Origin of the sequence: Candidatus Enterococcus myersii, from assembly GCF_017316025.1 — a bacterium.
GTDB lineage: Bacteria > Bacillota > Bacilli > Lactobacillales > Enterococcaceae > Enterococcus_C > Enterococcus_C montenegrensis.
Window position 1 is genome coordinate 104,288 of sequence record NZ_JAFLVT010000015.1, and the last position, 20,220, is coordinate 124,507.

Here is a 20,220-nt window from a genome sequence, read left to right on the forward strand (position 1 = left end):
AAAAGTCAGCTTCCAGTTGTTTTGGTTTTTAATTTCTGTTAAATTGAGTTGTATTTTAAAAAGATGACTTAAATTATTGGGAGGTGAGCCTTTGCAAAGTGTGAGAGTTTCAGTTAGAAAGCTAGTGACCTTTATTTTGCGTAAAGGGAGTATAGATAGTCGTCATACAAGTAGTCATACAGCCCAAGAAGGTGCCAAAATTCACCGCCGTCTGCAAAAAGCTGCCGGAGACGACTATCAAAAAGAAGTCTTTTTAAAGCAGACTGTTAAAATAAATAATGACGAACTTACAGTAGAAGGGCGTGCGGATGGACTATTTTCCAATGAGGTAGGCTATGTGATTGATGAAATTAAAACATCTGAAACACCTTTTGAGGAATTACCGCCGGAACAAAAAGAATTATTCTTTTATCAAGGTATGGTTTATGCTTATATTTACGCTTTACAACAAGAATTAACGACAATTAGTGTTCAGTTAACGTATTTTCAAACAATTGAAGAGAAAATTACAAAAGAAATTCGCCAATTCCAGTTGGAAGAATTGGCTGATTTTTTTTGCGATTTAACCAACGAGTACCAAAAATGGTTAGAATTTCAAAACAACTGGCGTAGAGTTCGCAATACATCCTTACAGCTTTTGCAATTTCCTTATGATGAATTTCGGATTGGGCAAAGAGAGCTAGCTGTTGCAGCCTATAAAACCTTAAAAACACAACAGCGGCTTTTTGTTGAAGCACCCACAGGTACCGGTAAGACGATTTCAACACTTTTTCCAGCTTTAAAGGCATTAGGAGAAGAAGACAACGACCGCATTTTTTATCTAACAGCAAAGACCATTACCCGCCAAGTAGCAGAAGACGCCTTAAAATCCCTTAGTGGTGAAAAAGGCGCCCAAGTAAAAAGTGTTACACTCACTGCCAAAGATAAAATTTGTTTTTTGACGGAACGCAACTGCACCCCAGAGCACTGTCCTTTTGCTAACGGGTATTACGATCGCATTAACGAAGGTTTATGGGACTTATTGCATCACGAAAATCAAATTACTAGACCAATTATTGAAAAATACGCGAAAAAACATACCCTTTGTCCTTTTGAGTTGTCCCTTGATGTTAGTTTATGGTGCGATGTTATTGTAGGGGATTATAATTATTTATTTGACCCCACTGTGTATTTGCGCCGCTTTTTTGAAGAAGAAGAAAACTATTATTTTTTAATTGATGAAGCCCATAATCTAGTCGCTCGTTCAAGAGAAATGTATTCTGCTAGTATTAATCGGCAAAGCGGGGAACATTTACTAGCATTACTACCAAAAAAAGAGCGGAAATTACGGCGGGCGTTAACTTCATTGGATGATGAGTTTAGCCTAATTGAGACAGCAGTCACAAAGAAAAATGATATTTTTTTCTCCCAAACGCTACCGGCCGAGACTTTAAATAAAAGATTATATAAAGTTTCTGAAAAACTCCAAGAGTGGTTAGGCGAAAATCCGAAAGACAAAGCCCAAGAAATCGCATTAAATTACTACTTTGCTGTATTAAATTATCTTAAAATTAGCGAACTTTACGACGATCATTATGTCACGACAGTTACCCGTAACTACCACGATGTTACCTTAAAACAATTTTGTCTTGATCCGGCGCCCTTTTTAGAGCAAATGCTAGCAAAAGGGAAAGGAGCGGTTTTATTTTCTGCCAGTTTTACACCATTAGATTACTATCAAGATGTTTTAGGCGGAGGCAGTGAGGCATTGCGTTATCGTTTGCCCAGTCCTTTTCCCAAAGAAAACCAAGGGTTATTTTTATTGGACTATATTCCGACAACTTACAAAAATCGCGAAAAAAGCTTGCCAGATTTAATTTTGGCTATTTATGAGATGGCAACAGCCAAAACAGGCAATTATTTTGTTTTCCTACCTTCATATGCGTATTTGGATTTAGTAGCTGAAAATTTCAAAAAAACTTATCCTAACATACAGGTAATGATTCAAAATACTGAATTAACTGAAATAGAACGGGAAAACTTTTTAGCGGCCTTTGTAGCTGCACCTAAAACTTCTTTAGTTGCATTTTGTGTACTCGGTGGTGTTTTTTCAGAAGGAATTGATTTAAAAGCAACTCGTTTGATCGGCAGTATGGTGGTAACGGTTGGTCTGCCTCAAATCAATCCTGAACAAGAATTACTAAAAGACTATTACGGTGGCAAAAAAGGGTTTGATTATGCATATCGACTGCCGGGGATGAACAAAGTCCTACAAGCAGCCGGTCGTGTCATCCGAGATCAAAATGATTATGGTGTGGTTTTATTAGTAGATCAACGGTTTGAAAATTCTGATTATAAGGCCCTTTTTCCGGCGCATTGGCAGCATTATCTGTCAATTAACAATCGTCAGGAACTAAAACAAAATTTATTGCATTTTTGGGCACAAAAAAATAGCTAAAATGATTGCATTAACAGCAACAACTGCTATATTAGAAATGGAATGATATTGTCAAAATTGATATGAAATAAATTATCACAAAAAGGAGTTTGAAGGTAGTGACAAAAGTTTGGCAGCAGCACCTGCAAATGGAAATGATGAAAAAAATTGGAGTTGTTTTGCTCTCAGGCGTAATCGCTGCGGTGGCACTGAACTTCTTTTTAATCCCAGCACAAGTCTTAGCAGCAGGGATGAACGGGGTCGCACAAATTGTTGTCTCATTAGGACAACAATACTTAGGTATCACTTTTGATACTGGGATTTTTATTTTCTTATTAAATGTGCCAATTTTTGTCGTGGGCTTTTTAAAATTAGGGAAAGCCGCAACATTTTGGAGTTTTATGAATGTTATTAGTGTTTCTTTATTCACCATTATCATTCCACAAGGAGAAGTGACAAATAATATCTTGATGAATGCCATTGTTGGTGGAGTCTTATTAGGTGTCGGTGGTGGCCTGTCTTTGAAATTTGGGTTTACTACCGGTGGTTTAGATATCGTTTCGCTTATTTTATCCAACACGACCGGGAAAACTGTCGGTAATTTTATGTTGTTACTAAACGGGATTATTGTTTTGATTGCTGGTTTTATTTTTAACTGGGAGAGCGCACTATATACGATCATTTCTATTTATGCGATGAGTCACGTCGTTGATGCAATTCATACAAGTCATCAAAAAGTGACGGCTTTTATTATCACAACAAAACCCAATGAAGTCGGGCAGAACATTTCAGAACATGTTTTTCGTGGAATGACGTTACTACCTTCAATGGGAGGGTATTCTGGGGTGGAAGGCAAAATGATTATGATGGTTGTCACCCGTTATGAATTATATGATTTAGAGCAGGCAATTTTAGAAGTGGATGAAAATGCTTTTGTCGATTTTGTACCAACACAATCTATTATCGGACGTTTTGCTAGTGAAGATGATCAACGAACGTTTAAAGCAACAGGAGTCTTTCCTGAAATTAAAATGACGAAGAAAAAAAGCCATAAATAATTCCTTTAAAAATGTTAGCTATTGTTAGCTATAAAGTGAAATAAAAAGTAAACGAACAGTTCAAACTATCCGTACTCTCTTTAAGTAATTTACTTGTGAGAAGAAAGTGACGGTTAAATGAAGCGTTCGTTTTTTTTATTATTCTAAAATAATTTTAAGAAATTTAAGAAAAATATAAATTAAAAGAAGCCTACTACTTTTTTTAAAAAAGACTTTTTCTTTTTTTATAACATATGCTATTTTGAAAGTAGGAAATAAATTTATGTGCAAAAAATAAATTTATTCACTTGCTAATGAAAGGGGATGGTATTTTTGGATGACGACTCACCTGAGGGAGAGCAGAAGTTTTTAGTTTGTTTGGCTTACTTTTTAATTGAATAAAAAATAAAGCACGTCATTGACCGTTGTGTCTGTGAGGGGCTTATTTGTCGTTTATTCAAAAATAAAGGAGTACAAACATGGAAAAATATCAAGATTTTCAGTTGGAAAAACAAGAACTATTAAAAAAATATGGTGTACGAGAAGTTGCATTAGGTCTTGGTGAGGATGAGGCCAAAAGAAGGTTGCAAAAAGATGGTTTGAACCAGTTAACGAGTCAGAAAACTCCCAAATGGAAATTACTGTTGCGACAATTTCACAATATGATTATTTACATTTTATTATTTGCGGCTGTTTTGACGTTGTTAATGGGACATGTTTCAGATGCGATTATCATTGCTGTGGTTGTTATTGTCAATGTATTAATCGGCTACTACCAAGAGGCAAGTGCTGCAGATGCACTAGAAAAAATCAAAGGATTGTTGTCGCAAGAAGCGACAGTTTATCGCGATGGCATTCGGCAAGACATCGCAGCTGAAAAATTGGTGGTAGGCGATGTTGTCTTTTTAGAAGCTGGCGATAATGTTCCTGCCGACTTAAGAATGGTCGAAACCGACAATTTACGTATAAAAGAGTCTTCATTGACCGGAGAGGCTGATTCGGTAGAAAAAAATGCGGACCAAATCAGTGAAGCTGCTACGCCGCTAGCAGAAAGAAACAACTTAGCTTTTGCTTCAACTGCAGTCACAGCGGGCAGTGGTATCGGAATTGTTATTGCCACTGGTGCAAACAGTGAAATTGGAAAGATTTCAACAGAAGTAGCTCAAACAAAAAGTGAAAAGACACCTTTAATGAAAGAAATTGATAATCTGGGAAAAGGGATTACTTGGGTAATTATCGGCGTTTCAGTTCTTTTATTTATCCTAAGTCTTCTGTTAGAAACCTATGCAATTTCGGTTCTAACACTGGCGGTGGTGACTATGATTGTGGGCTCAATTCCAGAAGGACTGCCGGCAACGACATCTGTTGTTTTGGCCATGGGAGTAAATGAGATGGCAAAAAAAAATCATACCATTGTCAAAACACTTCCAGCTGTCGAAACATTAGGATCAGTTGCGGTGGTTGCAACCGATAAAACGGGGACTTTAACCAAAAATGAAATGACCGTAAAGGACATTATTTTTTCAAAACGTCAATTAAAAGTCTCAGGAGATGGGTATGACCCCACCGGTGCTATTCTTAGCGCTGATAATCAAGTTGTCGAACTAGATGAAGAATTAAAGTTGTTCTTAGAAGCGGGATTTGAAGCCAACGATACTGTTTTGCATAATGAAGCTGGCTGGCAAATTAATGGCGAACCAACAGACGGCGCCTTTTTAACATTGTATTATAAGCAATTTCCCTTCCCTAAAAAAACAGAGTATACCGAAATTGACATGTTGCCATTTGACTCAGATTACCGATATATTGCTAAATTAGTAGAGAAAAAAGATGGGCAGCGAATTTTATTTATCAAAGGGTCCCCTGATAAATTGTTTTTAATGGCAAAAGCCAATGGAAAACAAAAATTTGCTGAGGACTATTGGACAAATCAGGTAACCAACTTAACTGAGCAAGGAAAACGAGTTGTTGCGGTTGGATACCAAGTTGTGAGCAATTTGGTTACACAAATTACACCTGAGCTTTTAACCAAAGGTATTTATTTTCTCGGAATTGCCGGCATTATCGATCCACCAGAAGAATCGGTGATACCTGCGTTAAAGGAAATGAATCAAGCTGGGGTGAGTGTCAAATTGATTACAGGTGATCATCCGCTGACAGCAAAAGCAATTGCAGAAAAGCTCAATTTGGCACCTGAAGTTTCAGTTATCACCGGAGGCCAATTAGAGCAAATGTCCCCACAAGAACTAGAACAAGCAGTAGTAGAAAATCAAGTGTTTGCAAGAACGACACCGCAAAATAAATTGGAAATTGTTGCTGCCCTCCAAAAAAATGGCTTGGTGACAGCGATGACTGGAGATGGCGTGAATGATGCGCCAGCATTAAAAAAAGCCAATATTGGTGTTGCAATGGGGAAAAAAGGAACGGATGTGGCCAAAGATTCAGCAGATATGATTTTAACTGACGATAATTTTGGCACAATGGCAGTTGCGATTCGTGAGGGGCGCAGGATTTATGACAATATCAAAAAGAGCATTCTCTTTTTGTTGCCAACTTCTTTTGCAGAAGGGTTGATTATCGCCTTTACAATATTATTGCAAAAAGATATGCCGCTACAGCCTACACAGTTGCTTTGGATTAACATGGTTTCAGCGATTACGATTCAATTTGCCTTCATTTTTGAACCGGCAGAAGCCAATATTATGACACGAAAACCAAGGCAGTCAACGGGACGAATATTTAATCGCCATGACATTTTTCAAATGGGCTATGTCTCGATTTTAGTGGCAGCTATCAGCCTGATTTCATATGAATGGTTGCTTTTGCAAGGTGTGACGAGGGTCGTGGCTAGTACGATGATGATTAATATCGTTGTTTTAAGCAAGATTTTTTACTTGTTTAATATTCGAACAAAAGCGCCACTTTTTTCAAAAAGTTTCTTTACTAATCCCAAAGCCTTTTGGATTAGCGGAACTATGCTTTTGTTGCAGATTGCACTAACATATCTTCCATTTATGCAAAACTGGTTTTATACAGCCGCTTTATCGCCTTTGGAATGGGGAATCGCTGTGGCAGCCGGGGTCATGATATTAGCTATCACTGAATGTGATAAATTATTACGCATAAAAAATAAGGCTAAATAAAAAATTGGAAATTGTTTTTGTAAAGATAAAAAGATAAAAGGCGTAACCTTTCCTGTGGTTTAGGGAAAGGTTACGCCTTTAAATTTCTATTAAAGTTTAGCGAATACCCAAAGCAATTCGGGCATAACGGCTCATTTTATCAGTAGTCCAAGCAGGGTACCAAACCAGTTTAACTTCCGTTTTAGTAACTTCTGGCACTTCAGCTAGCGCTTGATGGATTTGATCGGTCAAAATATCAGCCAAAGGACAACCCATGGTGGTCAAGGTCATTTTAATGACGGCTTCTCCTGTTTCGCCTTCAAATTCAATATCATATATTAAACCAAGATTGACAATATCGATCCCTAATTCAGGGTCAATCACAGTTTCTAATGCGGTTAAAATACGTTCTTTGATTTCTTCAATTTCTTGTTCGGTGCGGATTTCATTCATAACTGCAACCTCCTTTAGAATTCTGTTCAAATAATAACTTGTTTTTTGGTATTTGTAAATCATCTGTGCGCTAAAAAAAGAAAGACGAACAAAAAACAAGAATTATGCGTAAGTTTTATTGTTACTATTGAATTTATGCTAAAAAGCCGCTATGCTAAGTCCAACAAAAAATGAAATGAGGCGATTTTGTGTTAACCACCAACTTTTTGGACTTTGATTTTGAAAATCCCTTTATGAATGCTTCAGGTGTTCATTGCATGACCATAAAAGAACTTGACGAACTAAGTACTTCAGCAGCAGGCGCTTATATTATGAAAAGTGCGACACCTGAAAAGCGAGCAGGAAATAGCGAGCCGCGTTATTACGATGTTCCTTTAGGTAGTATTAATTCGATGGGGTTACCTAATTTAGGTTTTGAGTACTATTTGGAATATGCCTTGAAACAACAAGAAAACACAAAACGCCCCCTATTTTTCTCAGTTGCCGGAATGAGTGTGGCAGAAAATATTGCGATGTTAAAAGAAATTGAAGCCAGTGATTTTGCAGGGGTAACTGAATTAAATTTATCTTGTCCTAATGTTCCAGGCAAGCCGCAAGTTGCTTATGATTTTGAGTTGACAGAAGAAACATTAAATCAAGTTTTTACATTTTTTACCAAGCCTTTAGGTGTGAAATTGCCACCGTATTTTGATATGGCACATTTTGATCAAATGGCAGAAATTTTAAATAAATATCCGTTAGCTTACGTGAATTCTATCAATAGTATTGGAAATGGCTTATATATCGACACAACCAGCGATCAAGTCGTCATTAAACCCAAAGAAGGCTTCGGTGGAATTGGTGGTCAATACGTAAAACCAACGGCTTTAGCCAATGTGCGAGCTTTTTATACACGTTTAAAACCAGAAATTAAAATCATCGGAACCGGCGGTATTTTAACAGGCCAAGATGCCTATGAGCATTTATTGTGTGGCGCTACGATGCTACAGGTGGGAACGCAACTGCAAAAAGAAGGACCGGCTATTTTCGAGCGTTTGACTAAAGAGTTGGCTAGCATTATGACTTTAAAAGGCTATCAAACAATTGATGAATTTCGGGGAAAATTAAAAGTCATTGACTAATTAGCAAAAAAGATTGTACCTCAAAAGGTATAATCTTTTTTACTACCAAAAGAAAATTACAATAGTAGGTACTTTAAAAAAATTAAAATGAAACGATCAAAAAAATGTGTTGAATTTCTTTTTTCATAAATTTTGTGATTTACTTACGAGAATCTTCCTTTTTGCTTAAATGGATATTCATTGAAATACCGGTGTCGTTATTATATATTTATTGTAAGAAGGTTCTAATCCTAGCGTAAGTTATGGAATAGAGTCGGGTTACGTTATAAATTTTTATCAAGAACATTAAAAAGAGCCGGCTAAAGGATGTTGTTTATGAAGAAGATGAAGATATCTGTTCGTGATATCGCGATTTTTGGTGGTTTTATCGCCATTTTAATAATCATTCGAATATTTATTTTCTCCCCAGTAATTGTTGACGGCTCATCAATGGCACCAACGCTTTACGATGGTGATCGGGGGTTTGCCTTGAAAATCGGCAAGTTGCAGCGGTTTAGTATCGTTGTATTAAACAATCCAGATCAATTTAGTGAAGAGGAAAAATTCATTAAACGGATCATTGGTTTGCCAGGAGAAAAAATCGAATACAAAAACAACAACCTTTTTATTAATGATAAAGCCACTTCCGAAGGGTTTAAAACCGGTGATATGGTATGGGAGATGGATAATTTTACTTATCGCATTCCTAAGGGTGAATATTTTGTTTTAGGAGATAACCGAGATCACTCGACAGATAGCCGTAATTTTGGTTCCATCCACCGTGATGAAATTATCGGCGCATTTCGTTTGCGCTTTTACCCAATTAGTTCGTTTCGTTTATTTTAACTAAGGAGTTTAAGCAGTATGGAAATAAGATTAGCAACTTTTTTTGATCTACCTGTGATTATGGAAATTATTGCAGATGGACGAGCTTCTTTAAAAGCTCAAGGATCCCCTCAGTGGCAAGATGGCTATGGACCTGATGAAGACCAAATGACAAAAGATGTGGCAAATAAATTCTGTTGGGTTGCCATAATGGAAGGCAGTATCGTGGCAGTTGCAAGTTTAGTCGAAGGAATTGATCCTGTTTATACTGCTATTTGTGGTCGTTGGATGACAGTTGACCGTAAGGATTATGTGTCAATTCATCGCGTAGCGGTTAGCAAAAATTTTGCCAAAAAAGGAATTGCCCAAAAATTTTTAGCTGCTTTAATTAATAATGCCGAAAAAAAGGGGGTTAAAGATATTCGAATTGATACGTATCCAGAAAATTTTCCTATGATCAAGACGATCAATGCACTTGGATTTAGTTATTGCGGTCAAGTTGAATTTCCCATTCCGTCAGGTCTACGAAACGCATATCAGTTGGTAACGCAATAAAGTTAGTTATTTTTACTTTAATTTGGACGCGTCAAAATAATTAAATTTATTTATTAAAATTGGCTGAAATCATTCTCTAATCTTGAGAAACTAGCAAAAACCCTTTGGAATGCTAGTTTCTCTTTTTATTCAAGTTGTAGTTACGACTGTTATATTAATTGTTCAGACGTTTTGACTTAGAATTTAATGAGAATATGTGCTAATATAATAGCGAGGAAATAAAAGGGGGTTCTCTGATGAAAAAAAGGAATAGTCTACGTTTGCGAAGGGCACTTTCTATGTTTAGTATTGTGTTAGTGCTTTTTTCGCAAGGAACGCCGGCTTTCGCAAATGTTGTTACAACTACGCAAGCAAGTGAAGCAGTTCAAAATAATAGTGATACAGCGGTAACAGAAACCAAAAATAGTCCTGAAAATACAGGTGAAGTTAGTGAAGGTGAAAATGACCCGAAACCTGCACCGACACCGGTGGCTGTGGACAAAACTGTGTTAACAGAAATGTACAATCAGTTGCAAAATCTGATTAATACAGAAGATCAATATCGCCCCTCTACATTCCCGGGTGATAAAATAAATGAGCTTTTCCAGGAAGCTTCGGTAATGCAAAATGCAAACGAGGTTGATCAAAATACTGTTGATGCTTTGGTTGAAAGGATTAAAGTGTTTTTAGGTAGTCTACAACTGGAAGTAAAACCCGATAAGGAAAGCTTACAAGCTTTGTTGAAAAAAGCAATGGACTTTAAGGCTAGCGAATATACACCAGCTTCATTTAAGGTTTTGCAAAAACAAATTGGACTAACCAATACTCTCTTAACCAATGAGGATGCTTCTAGTGATGAAGTTAGCAGCATGTTGGTTAATTTACAAAAGGCAATTACTGGATTAGTCAAAGAGGAGGCGCAAAAACCTACGCCTACGCCAAAACCAGATCCTAAGCCAGAAACAAAGCCTAATCCTAAACCAAAGCCACAGCCGAATAAGCCTGCGACCAATAAACCAAATCAAAGCAATACAAATCAAAACCAATCAAAGCCAAGCACAACAGATGCAACAACCCCCAAACAACCTGTTCAAGGTCCAAGTAAAGATGGCACAGCATCTGCACCATTGGATGATAATTTGATTGTCGACAGTTTAACTGATTCAAATTTAAATGGTTTTGAATTGCCGTTGTTAAATAGTTTAAAGGATAAAAAGCAAGGTGCTATAATCGCAGCTGCTTTGAAGACTCTGAATAAACCTTTTGCAAAAGATGGTAAAGCGCCGTCTGCCTTTAATAATTTAACTTTACCAAATTACCTTTATAACGAAATTTTTGGCATAACTCTTGGTAAAAATTATGAGGAAATGGTAAAAGATAAAAAGCAAATTTCATTGGAAAAAGCGCAACCTGGTGATCTTCTTTTCTGGCAAGATAAAGAAGTTAACAAAGTTGCCATTTACCTTGGTCAAGGTAAATATATAATGGCCACTGATGAAAATCACGAGGCTTTAAAAGAACAAAATAAACTAAAAGAAGCAGCATTAGAGAAAAAAGAAACTACTAGTGATGCTACTAAAGACGCTACTAAAGATACAGAACAAACAAAAGATAAAGAAGAATTGCCAGGTGTCCAAATTTTCACCATTCAAGGTTATGAAGTGAATGACGCCGGAATTGTAAAAATTGCTGATAAAACAGATGCAGACAGTAAAGAAGAAAATGATACAGCGCTATTAAGCGAAAAATATGGCGTTATAAAAAAACCATCTTTTGCAGTTAGCATGCCGGAAAATCTCGTTTTGACACAACAAGGTGAAAAGACATTAGACAATTACGCAGCTACTGTTGATTTTAAAGCCAATCCGATTACACAACGCTTCATCGATGCAATTGCAGATGATGCCAGAGAATTAGGGTTAAAATATGATGTTTTTGCTTCGGTCATGATTGCTCAGGCAATTTTGGAAAGCGGTTCTGGTGGCAGTGGGTTATCAAGAGCACCTTATTACAACTTGTTTGGAATTAAAGGTTCTCACGGCGGTTCTTCTGTTGCTATGAAAACAATGGAAGACAAAGGAAACGGCGAGTTGTATCAAATCACGGCAAACTTTAGAAGTTATCCTAGTTACAAAGAATCCTTAGCAGACTATGTTGAACTAATTCGTGGCGGTATTTCTGGAAACGATGGTTTTTATCAAGGCGCATGGCGTTCTGAGGCGGGAAATTATCTCCAAGCAACAGACCATCTAATGGGGAAATATGCAACGGATACGCAATACAGTAATAAATTAAATTCGATTATCGCAGCTTATCATTTAACCCAGTACGATGAACCTGAAACACCAGTTGGAACAAAAACCGGAATGATTATTCAATCACGGCAAAATATTCCAACCTACTATCGTAATAAAATGATTTTCCCTGATTTTGATGGTCGCAACTATAATACTTCTGGTTCTTATCCAGTTGGACAATGTACGTGGTATGTTTACAATCGGATTACCCAATTAGGTGGCCGGGTTGACAACTTTATGGGCAATGGCGGCGAATGGGGCCAAAAAGGTGCTCGTTTAGGCTATAAAACAACTGGGACACCAAAAGTTGGTTATGCCGTAAGTTTCCATCCTGGAGTTGCTGGTTCTAGTTCCGTGTATGGTCATGTGGCTTTTGTTGAAGCTGTTGGACCAGATGGCATTTTGGTCTCAGAAGGAAATGTTGTCGGGCCAACAACTGTTTCATACCGTATTATCCCTAATAGTATTGCCCGCTCTAACAATGTTACGTATGTAGCACCAAAATAAAAAATGAAAGTCCCCGTACAAAAGCTAAACTAACTTTTGTACGGGGACTTTTTGTGTCTGTCTAAGTATTAAGTAAAAAGCAATTGAAATTTATAAAAAGCGATTTAAAAGAAGAAAAAATCCTGGGCTTAAAAAATTTCCAATCTTTTTTTGTGGTGTCTTTTTTTCTTAGAATTGATCAATCGCTACTTCACGCTTTTATCAACACTTCAAGTGAAAATTTCCAACACTGTATTTTTTTGTTCTAGATGTGTTGAAAGTGTCAGAAAAACACTGAAATCAAGCGGGATTTGAACCTTAGACAAAAGTTGGCACGCAACTTGCTTGTATAAAAGTGTCAGTAAGGAGGGAAGAAAAAATGAATACTATCATTCTAGCAAGCCACGGAGAATTATCACAAGGCTTAAAGCAAACCGCTGAAATGATTCTAGGTCCAGCAGATAATATTTACGCACTATCGGCTTATCGCGATGAAGATGAACCAATCGAAGGACAAATGCAGCAATTAGTTACAAAACTGGGGACGAAAAATTTATTTATCTTAACAGATATTTTAGGGGGGAGTGTTAATAACGAAATGTTACCCCTTTTAAAAGACAACCCCGAAATACATCTTATTACCGGAATGAATTTACCCCTTGTGATTTCCATCGCAACACAGGCTGGGAAAATTAGTTCAAATGATTTACAAAGGATTATCATAGAAAGCCAAAATTCACTAATTGATTGTAGTCGTCTATTACAAACATCAGAAAAAGGAGGTGATGATCTATGATCAAACTTGTACGCATTGATCACAGATTGTTACACGGACAAGTAGTGTTTTCTTGGAGTAAGTCTTTACAAATAAATCGCATTATCGTGGTAAACGACGAAGCGGCCAATGATGAATTTAAAAAGATGTCCTTAGAATTGTCCAAACCCCAAGGAATTAAATTGAATATTTTCACAGTGGCCAACACTTTAGCAAAAATGCCAAAAGTTGAAACGCTAAAAGAAAATATCATGTTGATTTTCGGGAATACTAAAGATGTCCGCAAGTTTTGTGAAGGCTATCAGAAAATTGAGGCCATCAATTATGGCGGCATTATTAAAAAAGAAGGGGCTAAGCAATTTAGCAACGCTATTTTCTTAACAGAAAGTGAAATTGAAGATGCCAAAGCGCTAAAAGCAATGGGGATTACACAGTTTATGCAGCAGGTACCAACCTCTAAAAAAGAGGATTTAAATACAATGATTTAAAAGAAAGGGGTTTGCGTTATGTTGTTTCAATCGATTGCCCTGGGTCTAATCGGAATATTTTGTATTCTGGACTCCAGATTGTTAGGAAGACTGAACTTTGAACGGCCTTTGATTGTGAGTACGCTGGTTGGTTTGGTATTAGGAGATTTGGAAAAAGGTTTGATGGTTGGGGCATCGTTGGAATTGATGTCTTTGGGGTTGGTAAATATTGGGGCAGCTGCACCGCCGGATATGAATATGGCTTCTATTATTGCAACGGCTTTTGCAATTTTATCTGGTTCAAATGCGGAAACAGCGTTAACCATTGCAATTCCAATTTCTGTATTAGGTCAAATGTTAGGGATTTTAATGCGAACGGTCTTATCAAATTTAACACACCGTGCGGATACGCTAATTGCTGAAGGTAAGTTTGCTGGTGCAAGAAGGATTCATATTGTTTATGGCTCGGTTTTGTATTCCTTAATGTATTTTATTCCGATTTTTCTAGCTATTTATTTTGGTACCGATTTGGTCAAAAGTATTGTTGACAGCATTCCTGCTTGGTTAACAAATGGTTTGACTTTAGCAAGTAAGATTTTACCGGCTTATGGTTTTGCTTTGCTTTTACAAACAATGTTAACAAAGAAAATGATACCGTTTTTATTGTTGGGTTTTTTAATAACTGCATATTCTGGCCTAAGTATCACAGGGGTTGCAGCGTTTGCCTGCATTGTAGCGTTTGTGATGGCCCAAGTTAATTTTGGTGGCAGTAATGGTGGTAATGCTGCGCAAAGTGAACCTGATCCTTTAGACGATTTATAGAAAGGAGTCTTATAAATGACTAAAAAAGATCCAAACAGTTGGAAATATTGGCAATTCTTCTGGCGCTCGTGGGCGATTCAAGCTTCATGGAATTACGAGCGGCAAATGAATATGGGGTTTATGTATGGAATTGCACCAATCATCGACAAAATTTACGACAAACCAGAAGACGCTTCAAAAAAGATGGAAGCTTACGAACGTCACATGGCGTATTACAATTGTACACCGCAGACTAGTGCATTTGTACTGGGTTTAGCCGCTTCAATGGAAGAACAATATGCACAAGACCAAGAAAACTTTAATCCAGAAGCAATTGGGGCTTTAAAGACTTCTTTAATGGGACCACTATCAGGGATTGGCGATTCTTTTTTCCAAGGAACTGTCCGGGTTTTAGCTTTTGGTTTTGGGATTAATTTAGCGCAACAAGGAAGTATTTTGGGACCAATTTTAGCGATGATTATCTCATTTGTCCCTTCGTCTTTAGTAACTTATTACGGTGGTAAGATTGGATATAACACAGGGAATAAATATTTAGCGAAACTTTATCAAGAAGGTTTAATGGATAAGGTAATGTATGTTTGTACGATTGTAGGTTTGATGGTAATCGGGGCAATGATTGCAAGCATGATCGGCATTACAACACCCTTAAAATTTGGCAAAGCATTTGTTTTACAAGATGTTTTAGATAATATTATGCCACAATTAATTCCTTTGGGTCTGACATTTTTTATGTACTGGTTACTACAAAAGAAAGTTAAAACCGGCGTAATGTTGGTCATTTGTATTGTTGGCGGGATTTTATTAAGTGTATGCGGCATTTTTAGTTAAGGGACAAACCTATTCAGGTTCATATAAAAAAGTTAAGAGGAGGAATTCAAAAATGAATTCAAAATTAAGTCCAAAAGAGATTGTAAAAGAAATCGTTAGCAATAAAGAAGTGACATCCATCGTCTTTGTTGGCTGTGGTGCGTCAAAAGCTGATTTATATCCAGGTAAATACTTTTTAGATCAAAATGCACAAAAATTACGGATTAGTCATTTTACAGCCAATGAATTTAACTATGCGACACCTAGCTCAGTCGACGAGCATACTGTGGTTATTTCAGCTTCATTAGGAGGTACCACTCCTGAAACTGTTCAAGCTAACGCAGTAGCCAAAGAGAAAGGTGCCACAGTTATTAGTTTAACACGTAGCGTAGATTCTCCGCTAACAAAAGATGCAGATTATGTCATTTATCACCGTTTTGCTGAAAATTATGCTGCGAAACTTGAAAAAACGGGCTATTGCTTGTTGTTAGCAGTTGAGTTGTTAAATCAAATTGAAGGTTATGCTGACTACGATAAAATGATGGAGGGTTTCAGTAAAATTTACGATTTATCACAAGAGAGCGCTGAAGGAGCACGCTTACAAGCGAAACAATTTGCCCAACGCTTCAAAGACGAAAAAGTTATCTATGTTATGAGTTCAGGGGCAACTCACGAAGTAGCCTATTCGACTTCAATTTGTTTAATGATGGAAATGCAATGGATCAACTCCGGTACTTTCCATGCCGGTGAATTCTTCCATGGGCCATTTGAAATTACCGATAAAGGTGTGCCATTTATCTTACTGATGAACGATGGCCGCACACGTCCAATTGACGCGCGAGCATTAACCTTCTTAGATCGTTTCGATGCGAAAACAGAAGTTGTGGATGCACTAGATTGGGGTCTATCGGCTCATATTGCAAAAGAAGTCTTAGATTACTTCAATCCATTTGTCATTACGGCCGTCTTCCGTGTTTATGCTGAAGAATTGGCTGAAGCGCGTCAACATCCATTAACAAAACGTCGTTATATGTGGAAACTTGAGTACTAAGCTTTCATAAGCTGGGGCATTTGCCTCAGCTTTTCTGTCTTGTGTTGAAAGCTGGTATGAAATCTCTTACAATTGATTAAAAAAGAAGCTAGGTGGTGTAAATCATGAATGAAAAAGTAGAAAAATATTTAATTGACTTAACGCGAGATTACGACAAGTATCATCGTGGGGATTTTTCTGCCTCAGCCATTAGTGAGCATATCGGGTTAAACCGTAGCACGACCAGTTCTTACTTAAATCAAGGGTTAAAAGAAGGCGTAGTTGTCAAAGTTAAGAGCTATCCGGTCGCTTTTTTACATGTTACAACACTTGCTGAGCTGGGAATTATCGTAAAAGGCGCAGAGTATGAGAGTTGGGAAGATTTATTTACATTGGAAAAACAAAATGCATTAGAGCTAGTAATTGGTGCCAAAGGGAGTCTAAAAGAAGCGATTGATCAAGTGAAAACAGCGGTGCTTTATCCAAATAACGGGTTGCCAATTCTTTTGTCTGGCAGTAGCGGTTCAGGGAAAACATTCTTAGCTGAAAAAATTCACGAATACGCAGTCACAGAGAAGGTCATTCAAAAAGATTCCCCTTTTATCGCCTATAACTGTGCTCAATATTTCAATAATCCAGAATTGTTATCCTCTGCTTTGTTTGGTCATATTAAGGGGGCTTTTACCGGAGCTGAAAAAGATCATATCGGTTTAATTGAAAAGGCAGATAACGGTATTTTATTTTTGGATGAAGTGCATCGACTGTCAGATGAAGGGCAAGAAAAATTATTTACCTTCATGGATACCGGTGAATTTTCACCTATGGGAGATAATGCCCTTAAACGCAAGGCAGAGGTACGGCTAATTTTTGCCACAACAGAAAATGTCTATCAGACTTTTTTACCAACTTTTATTCGGCGTCTGCCGGTAATTGTTAGTTTACCCAATTATGAACAACGCCCGCAGTCAGAAAGAATGCAGCTAATTGACACTTTTTTTGTGAATGAGGCTAATATTTTAAAAAAGCGAATTGATGTTAGCTATCAACTAGTAGACTTTTTGTTAAATAGTGACTTAGAAGGCAATGTGGGTAAAATCAAAAATATTGTTAAATACATTTGTGGCAGCGCCTATGCAAAAAATCAAAACAACCCTGCAATAAGAGTGCGCTTAAAAGATTTACCTCAAGAGAATGCGCTACGTTTAAAAGAGCAGTTGAAAAAGACGATTAAAGCTTTACCAGATCGCCAATATTTGCCCCATACGAAAAATCAGGTTTTTTTAGAGTCTACTGAAGCAAAGCAGATCCGACAATTATTTGAAAAAATGGTTCAACTTTACCAAAAAGTCGATGAACAAGAGTTAGCCATCAAGGATTTTATTGCAACGATGGTAAATCGTGTCAATAACTTAATGGATGAATTTATGTTTAAAGATAATTATGCTAAAGAAGAGTCTTTTTATTCTGTTTTGACCTATCAAATTCGAGAAACCTTTGATTGGATGCACGATAATTATGGATTTGATCAAGATGGTAACCGGGTTATCGCACTTGCACAATACCTTTATCGCAAAAATAATACCGATACGATTGCAGAAAATCATGAATGGCATACGATAAAACCAAAGCTATTGCGTTTAATCTCCAGTTCAATGGATACTTCTTATTGGTATGCAAAGAAAGCTTTAGGTCATATTTCCCGTCAATTGGACCAGGATTTTAAAGACGAGGATTTAATCTTTATTTCTTTTTACTTTCACGGTTTGCAAATAACGCCCCGTGAAAAAGAAATCAAAAGTATTATTCTAGCCCATGGTTATTCCACTGCCAGTAGTCTAGCTAATGTCGGCAATCGCATGTTACAACAAAATATTTTTCATGCTTATGATATGCCGATAAATATCACACTAGACAAAGTCGAAGAACAAGTCATTCGCTTTATTAACGATTACCATACAGACGCTGGTTTAATTTTATTAGTGGACATGGGTTCGTTAAATCAATTAGGTGAGCGCTTAGAAGATAAAATTCGCGGACCATTATTGATTATTGACTATGTTTGCACCCCGTTAGTTTTAGAAATCGGTCATTTAATTCAAAATCAATTATCCATTTCAGAAATCAGTCAACGAGTTGATATTGAAAATAAAGTTCAAAAGCAATTGATTTTGCCAAAGCAAGAGAAAAAACAAGCTATTTTAACTTGTTGCTATACTGGAATGGGCTCTGCCATTCAAATTCAAGAAATTTTAGAACATTGTCTAAAAGACTACTGCGACGAATTAGCCATCATACCTTATGATTATCACAAGTTAGAAAAAAATAAACTGTATGAAGATCCTTTTCAAATGTATGAAGTGTTAATGATTGTTGGTACAGAAGATCCCAAAATTCAGCAGATTCCTTATATCGGCTTAGATCACTTAATTAATGGGGAAGATATAGAGAAATTTGTTACAATTTTACAAGATTATTTTGATATTAGTGACAAAGCATTAAAGGAACAGCTAATGTTTAGCTTTTCCATTAACAAAATCGTTGAGAATTTAACAATTCTAGATGCGACAAAGCTTTTACGTCTGGTGCAAAGTGCAGTATCACAAGCAGAGGTTAATTTAGCCATTACGCTTTCAAATAGTAAATTATTTTTATTGTATTTGCATTGCTGTTGTATGATTGAACGAATTTTACGTAAAGAAAGTGTTGATCAACAAGAAGATATTGCTGAATATTTAGCACAAGCTGGCATGGAAATGGAACAAATTCATCGAGCATTTCGCAATGTCGAAAATGAATATACTATTCAGATCTCGGATTTAGAGCTGCGTCTAATTCACGAAATAATTAATGGCTAGGAGTGATTTATATGACTTTAGGTATAATTTTTGATATGGACGGTGTTTTAATTGATTCTGAAAGCTTTTACTTTCAGCGGCGGATGGATTTCTTTGCTGAAAAAAATTTGAGTCCAGGCTCAAAAAACAAATTGGATTTTGTCGGCTTGACTGAAGCGGGTATTTGGCAAGTTTTAGTCCCAGCAAAAGAAAACCGTGCATTATTAAAAAAAGAGTATCAAGATTATCGGCAAACACATCCAATTGATTTTACCAAGGCCTTGCGAGGGGATGTTAAGAGTGTATTGACTTATTTGAAGGCTAAAAAAATAAAGATAGCACTTGCTTCTTCATCGCCTGAAAACGAAATTTATACGATGCTTGCTCAAAATAATTTAACACCTTTCTTTGATTTTGTTATTTCCGGCGAAAGTTTATCAAAAAGTAAACCACATCCAGAAATTTATCAATTGGCTGAAGCGGCGCTAAAGTGTGATCGCTGCATTGCAGTAGAAGATTCACCAGTCGGGATTGCTTCTGCGAAAGCTGCACAGCTGTATACATTGGCACTAAAACAAGATTTTCCAATTGATCAACGACAAGCGGATATAGTTATTGATCATTTATCTGATATTATAAAAGTGGTAGAGAATTGTCTTGTATATTAAGTTAGTAAAAAAATGCACCTTGTAACAATCTTTGAGAATCGACGAAAACTGCTTGTCCAATGCGTAACACTTTTGGTAAGATGACAGTGATTTGAAAAAGGAAGGTGCCCCATGAAAAAAAGATTAAAGAAGAAGCATGCCTACAAAAAATATATTCACGATATTTTTACTGGATACGAAGAAATGATTAGCACGCCAAATTTAGAAAAACTAACTTTTTCTTACTTAAACGAAGAAACAATTATTTACCGCGATGAAGAAAAACGGATTCGCTTTTTAAGTCGCGATAAGTAAACTAGCTAAGGAGATGGAAATCTCCTTTTTTTGTGCCTGAAAAATAAAAAAAATAACCGAATTTTAAGGGGGATATCTCTTCCTTTTTTTACAGTTTAGATTTTTTTATGAAGAAAAAGATTAACTTCTTTTTTTGTAAGCGCGAAAAAAGCGAACAAAAGATAAAAAGAGTAGTTTTGGCACGGTGGTGAGCTGGTATTTTATGAAAATAAAACGGTTGACGCAAATACTTGGAAGTGGTAAATTAATCAAC

16 protein-coding genes are annotated in these 20,220 nt (G+C 36.7%); 15 read left to right on the forward strand and 1 reads right to left on the reverse strand.

Going from position 1 to position 20,220, the window contains the following annotated elements:
* Positions 1-91 precede the first annotated feature (91 nt).
* From JZO76_RS10800 to JZO76_RS10810, 3 genes are all read left to right on the forward strand, one after another.
* Positions 92-2,437: an ATP-dependent DNA helicase gene (locus JZO76_RS10800; protein WP_206904150.1), complete on the forward strand. Its 2,346-nt coding sequence runs from the start codon at positions 92-94 to the stop codon at positions 2,435-2,437.
* 128 nt (positions 2,438-2,565) lie between these two features.
* A complete protein-coding gene (locus tag JZO76_RS10805; protein WP_242595868.1) occupies positions 2,566-3,474 on the forward strand; it encodes a YitT family protein in 909 nt (302 codons plus the stop codon).
* 458 nt (positions 3,475-3,932) lie between these two features.
* On the forward strand, positions 3,933-6,596 hold the full coding sequence (locus tag JZO76_RS10810) for an HAD-IC family P-type ATPase (RefSeq protein ID WP_206904152.1): 2,664 nt from the start codon (positions 3,933-3,935) through the stop codon (positions 6,594-6,596).
* A 96-nt stretch (positions 6,597-6,692) separates the two neighbouring features.
* Here the strand turns inward: JZO76_RS10810 and JZO76_RS10815 are convergent, their stop codons facing one another.
* A complete protein-coding gene (locus JZO76_RS10815; protein ID WP_206904153.1) occupies positions 6,693-7,028 on the reverse strand; it encodes a metal-sulfur cluster assembly factor in 336 nt (111 codons plus the stop codon).
* A gap of 188 nt (positions 7,029-7,216) precedes the next feature.
* Between JZO76_RS10815 and JZO76_RS10820 the strand changes: the two genes are divergently transcribed.
* The 12 genes from JZO76_RS10820 (at position 7,217) to JZO76_RS10875 (ending at position 19,967) form a co-directional block, all read left to right on the forward strand.
* Entirely contained in the window at positions 7,217-8,149 is a 933-nt protein-coding gene (locus tag JZO76_RS10820) for a dihydroorotate oxidase (protein ID WP_206904164.1), read from the forward strand.
* 315 nt (positions 8,150-8,464) lie between these two features.
* A complete protein-coding gene (lepB, locus tag JZO76_RS10825; RefSeq protein WP_206904166.1) occupies positions 8,465-8,974 on the forward strand; it encodes a signal peptidase I in 510 nt (169 codons plus the stop codon).
* An 18-nt stretch (positions 8,975-8,992) separates the two neighbouring features.
* The gene (locus JZO76_RS10830; RefSeq protein WP_206904168.1) at positions 8,993-9,508 is read left to right on the forward strand and encodes a GNAT family N-acetyltransferase; all 516 of its coding nucleotides are present in this window, start codon (positions 8,993-8,995) and stop codon (positions 9,506-9,508) included.
* 236 nt (positions 9,509-9,744) lie between these two features.
* A complete protein-coding gene (locus JZO76_RS10835; RefSeq protein ID WP_206904174.1) occupies positions 9,745-12,291 on the forward strand; it encodes a glucosaminidase domain-containing protein in 2,547 nt (848 codons plus the stop codon).
* 358 nt (positions 12,292-12,649) lie between these two features.
* On the forward strand, positions 12,650-13,066 hold the full coding sequence (locus tag JZO76_RS10840; protein ID WP_206904175.1) for a PTS sugar transporter subunit IIA: 417 nt from the start codon (positions 12,650-12,652) through the stop codon (positions 13,064-13,066).
* Positions 13,063-13,533 carry a PTS sugar transporter subunit IIB gene (locus tag JZO76_RS10845; RefSeq protein WP_206904176.1) on the forward strand — a complete coding sequence of 157 codons (471 nt, stop codon included), beginning with the start codon at positions 13,063-13,065 and terminating at the stop codon, positions 13,531-13,533. Before JZO76_RS10840 ends, JZO76_RS10845 begins: the two co-directional genes overlap by 4 nt.
* Positions 13,534-13,551: 18 nt before the next feature.
* Positions 13,552-14,334, forward strand: coding sequence for a PTS mannose/fructose/sorbose/N-acetylgalactosamine transporter subunit IIC (locus tag JZO76_RS10850; protein ID WP_206904178.1), 783 nt, complete (start codon positions 13,552-13,554; stop codon positions 14,332-14,334).
* A 15-nt stretch (positions 14,335-14,349) separates the two neighbouring features.
* Complete coding sequence (locus JZO76_RS10855) at positions 14,350-15,162, forward strand: PTS system mannose/fructose/sorbose family transporter subunit IID (RefSeq protein ID WP_206904180.1); 813 nt, start codon at positions 14,350-14,352, stop codon at positions 15,160-15,162.
* Positions 15,163-15,214: 52 nt separating this feature from the next.
* Positions 15,215-16,192, forward strand: coding sequence for an SIS domain-containing protein (locus JZO76_RS10860; protein ID WP_206904183.1), 978 nt, complete (start codon positions 15,215-15,217; stop codon positions 16,190-16,192).
* A 104-nt stretch (positions 16,193-16,296) separates the two neighbouring features.
* Positions 16,297-19,026, forward strand: coding sequence for a sigma 54-interacting transcriptional regulator (locus JZO76_RS10865; RefSeq protein WP_206904189.1), 2,730 nt, complete (start codon positions 16,297-16,299; stop codon positions 19,024-19,026).
* A gap of 11 nt (positions 19,027-19,037) precedes the next feature.
* On the forward strand, positions 19,038-19,673 hold the full coding sequence (locus tag JZO76_RS10870) for an HAD family hydrolase (protein ID WP_206904191.1): 636 nt from the start codon (positions 19,038-19,040) through the stop codon (positions 19,671-19,673).
* A gap of 111 nt (positions 19,674-19,784) precedes the next feature.
* A complete protein-coding gene (locus JZO76_RS10875) occupies positions 19,785-19,967 on the forward strand; it encodes a hypothetical protein (RefSeq protein WP_206904192.1) in 183 nt (60 codons plus the stop codon).
* Positions 19,968-20,220: the final 253 nt, after the last annotated feature.

Excerpts from the sequence above, each read along its gene's own strand:
- JZO76_RS10805 (WP_242595868.1), top strand. The coding sequence starts at position 2,566 with ATGGAAATGATGAAAAAAATTGGAGTTGTTTTGCTCTCAGGCGTAATC.
- JZO76_RS10810 (WP_206904152.1), top strand. The coding sequence starts at position 3,933 with ATGGAAAAATATCAAGATTTTCAGTTGGAAAAACAAGAACTATTAAAA.
- JZO76_RS10815 (WP_206904153.1), bottom strand. The coding sequence starts at position 7,028 with ATGAATGAAATCCGCACCGAACAAGAAATTGAAGAAATCAAAGAACGT.
- lepB (WP_206904166.1), top strand. The coding sequence starts at position 8,465 with ATGAAGAAGATGAAGATATCTGTTCGTGATATCGCGATTTTTGGTGGT.
- JZO76_RS10830 (WP_206904168.1), top strand. The coding sequence starts at position 8,993 with ATGGAAATAAGATTAGCAACTTTTTTTGATCTACCTGTGATTATGGAA.
- JZO76_RS10835 (WP_206904174.1), top strand. The coding sequence starts at position 9,745 with ATGAAAAAAAGGAATAGTCTACGTTTGCGAAGGGCACTTTCTATGTTT.
- JZO76_RS10840 (WP_206904175.1), top strand. The coding sequence starts at position 12,650 with ATGAATACTATCATTCTAGCAAGCCACGGAGAATTATCACAAGGCTTA.
- JZO76_RS10845 (WP_206904176.1), top strand. The coding sequence starts at position 13,063 with ATGATCAAACTTGTACGCATTGATCACAGATTGTTACACGGACAAGTA.
- JZO76_RS10850 (WP_206904178.1), top strand. The coding sequence starts at position 13,552 with ATGTTGTTTCAATCGATTGCCCTGGGTCTAATCGGAATATTTTGTATT.
- JZO76_RS10855 (WP_206904180.1), top strand. The coding sequence starts at position 14,350 with ATGACTAAAAAAGATCCAAACAGTTGGAAATATTGGCAATTCTTCTGG.
- JZO76_RS10860 (WP_206904183.1), top strand. The coding sequence starts at position 15,215 with ATGAATTCAAAATTAAGTCCAAAAGAGATTGTAAAAGAAATCGTTAGC.
- JZO76_RS10865 (WP_206904189.1), top strand. The coding sequence starts at position 16,297 with ATGAATGAAAAAGTAGAAAAATATTTAATTGACTTAACGCGAGATTAC.
- JZO76_RS10870 (WP_206904191.1), top strand. The coding sequence starts at position 19,038 with ATGACTTTAGGTATAATTTTTGATATGGACGGTGTTTTAATTGATTCT.
- JZO76_RS10875 (WP_206904192.1), top strand. The coding sequence starts at position 19,785 with ATGAAAAAAAGATTAAAGAAGAAGCATGCCTACAAAAAATATATTCAC.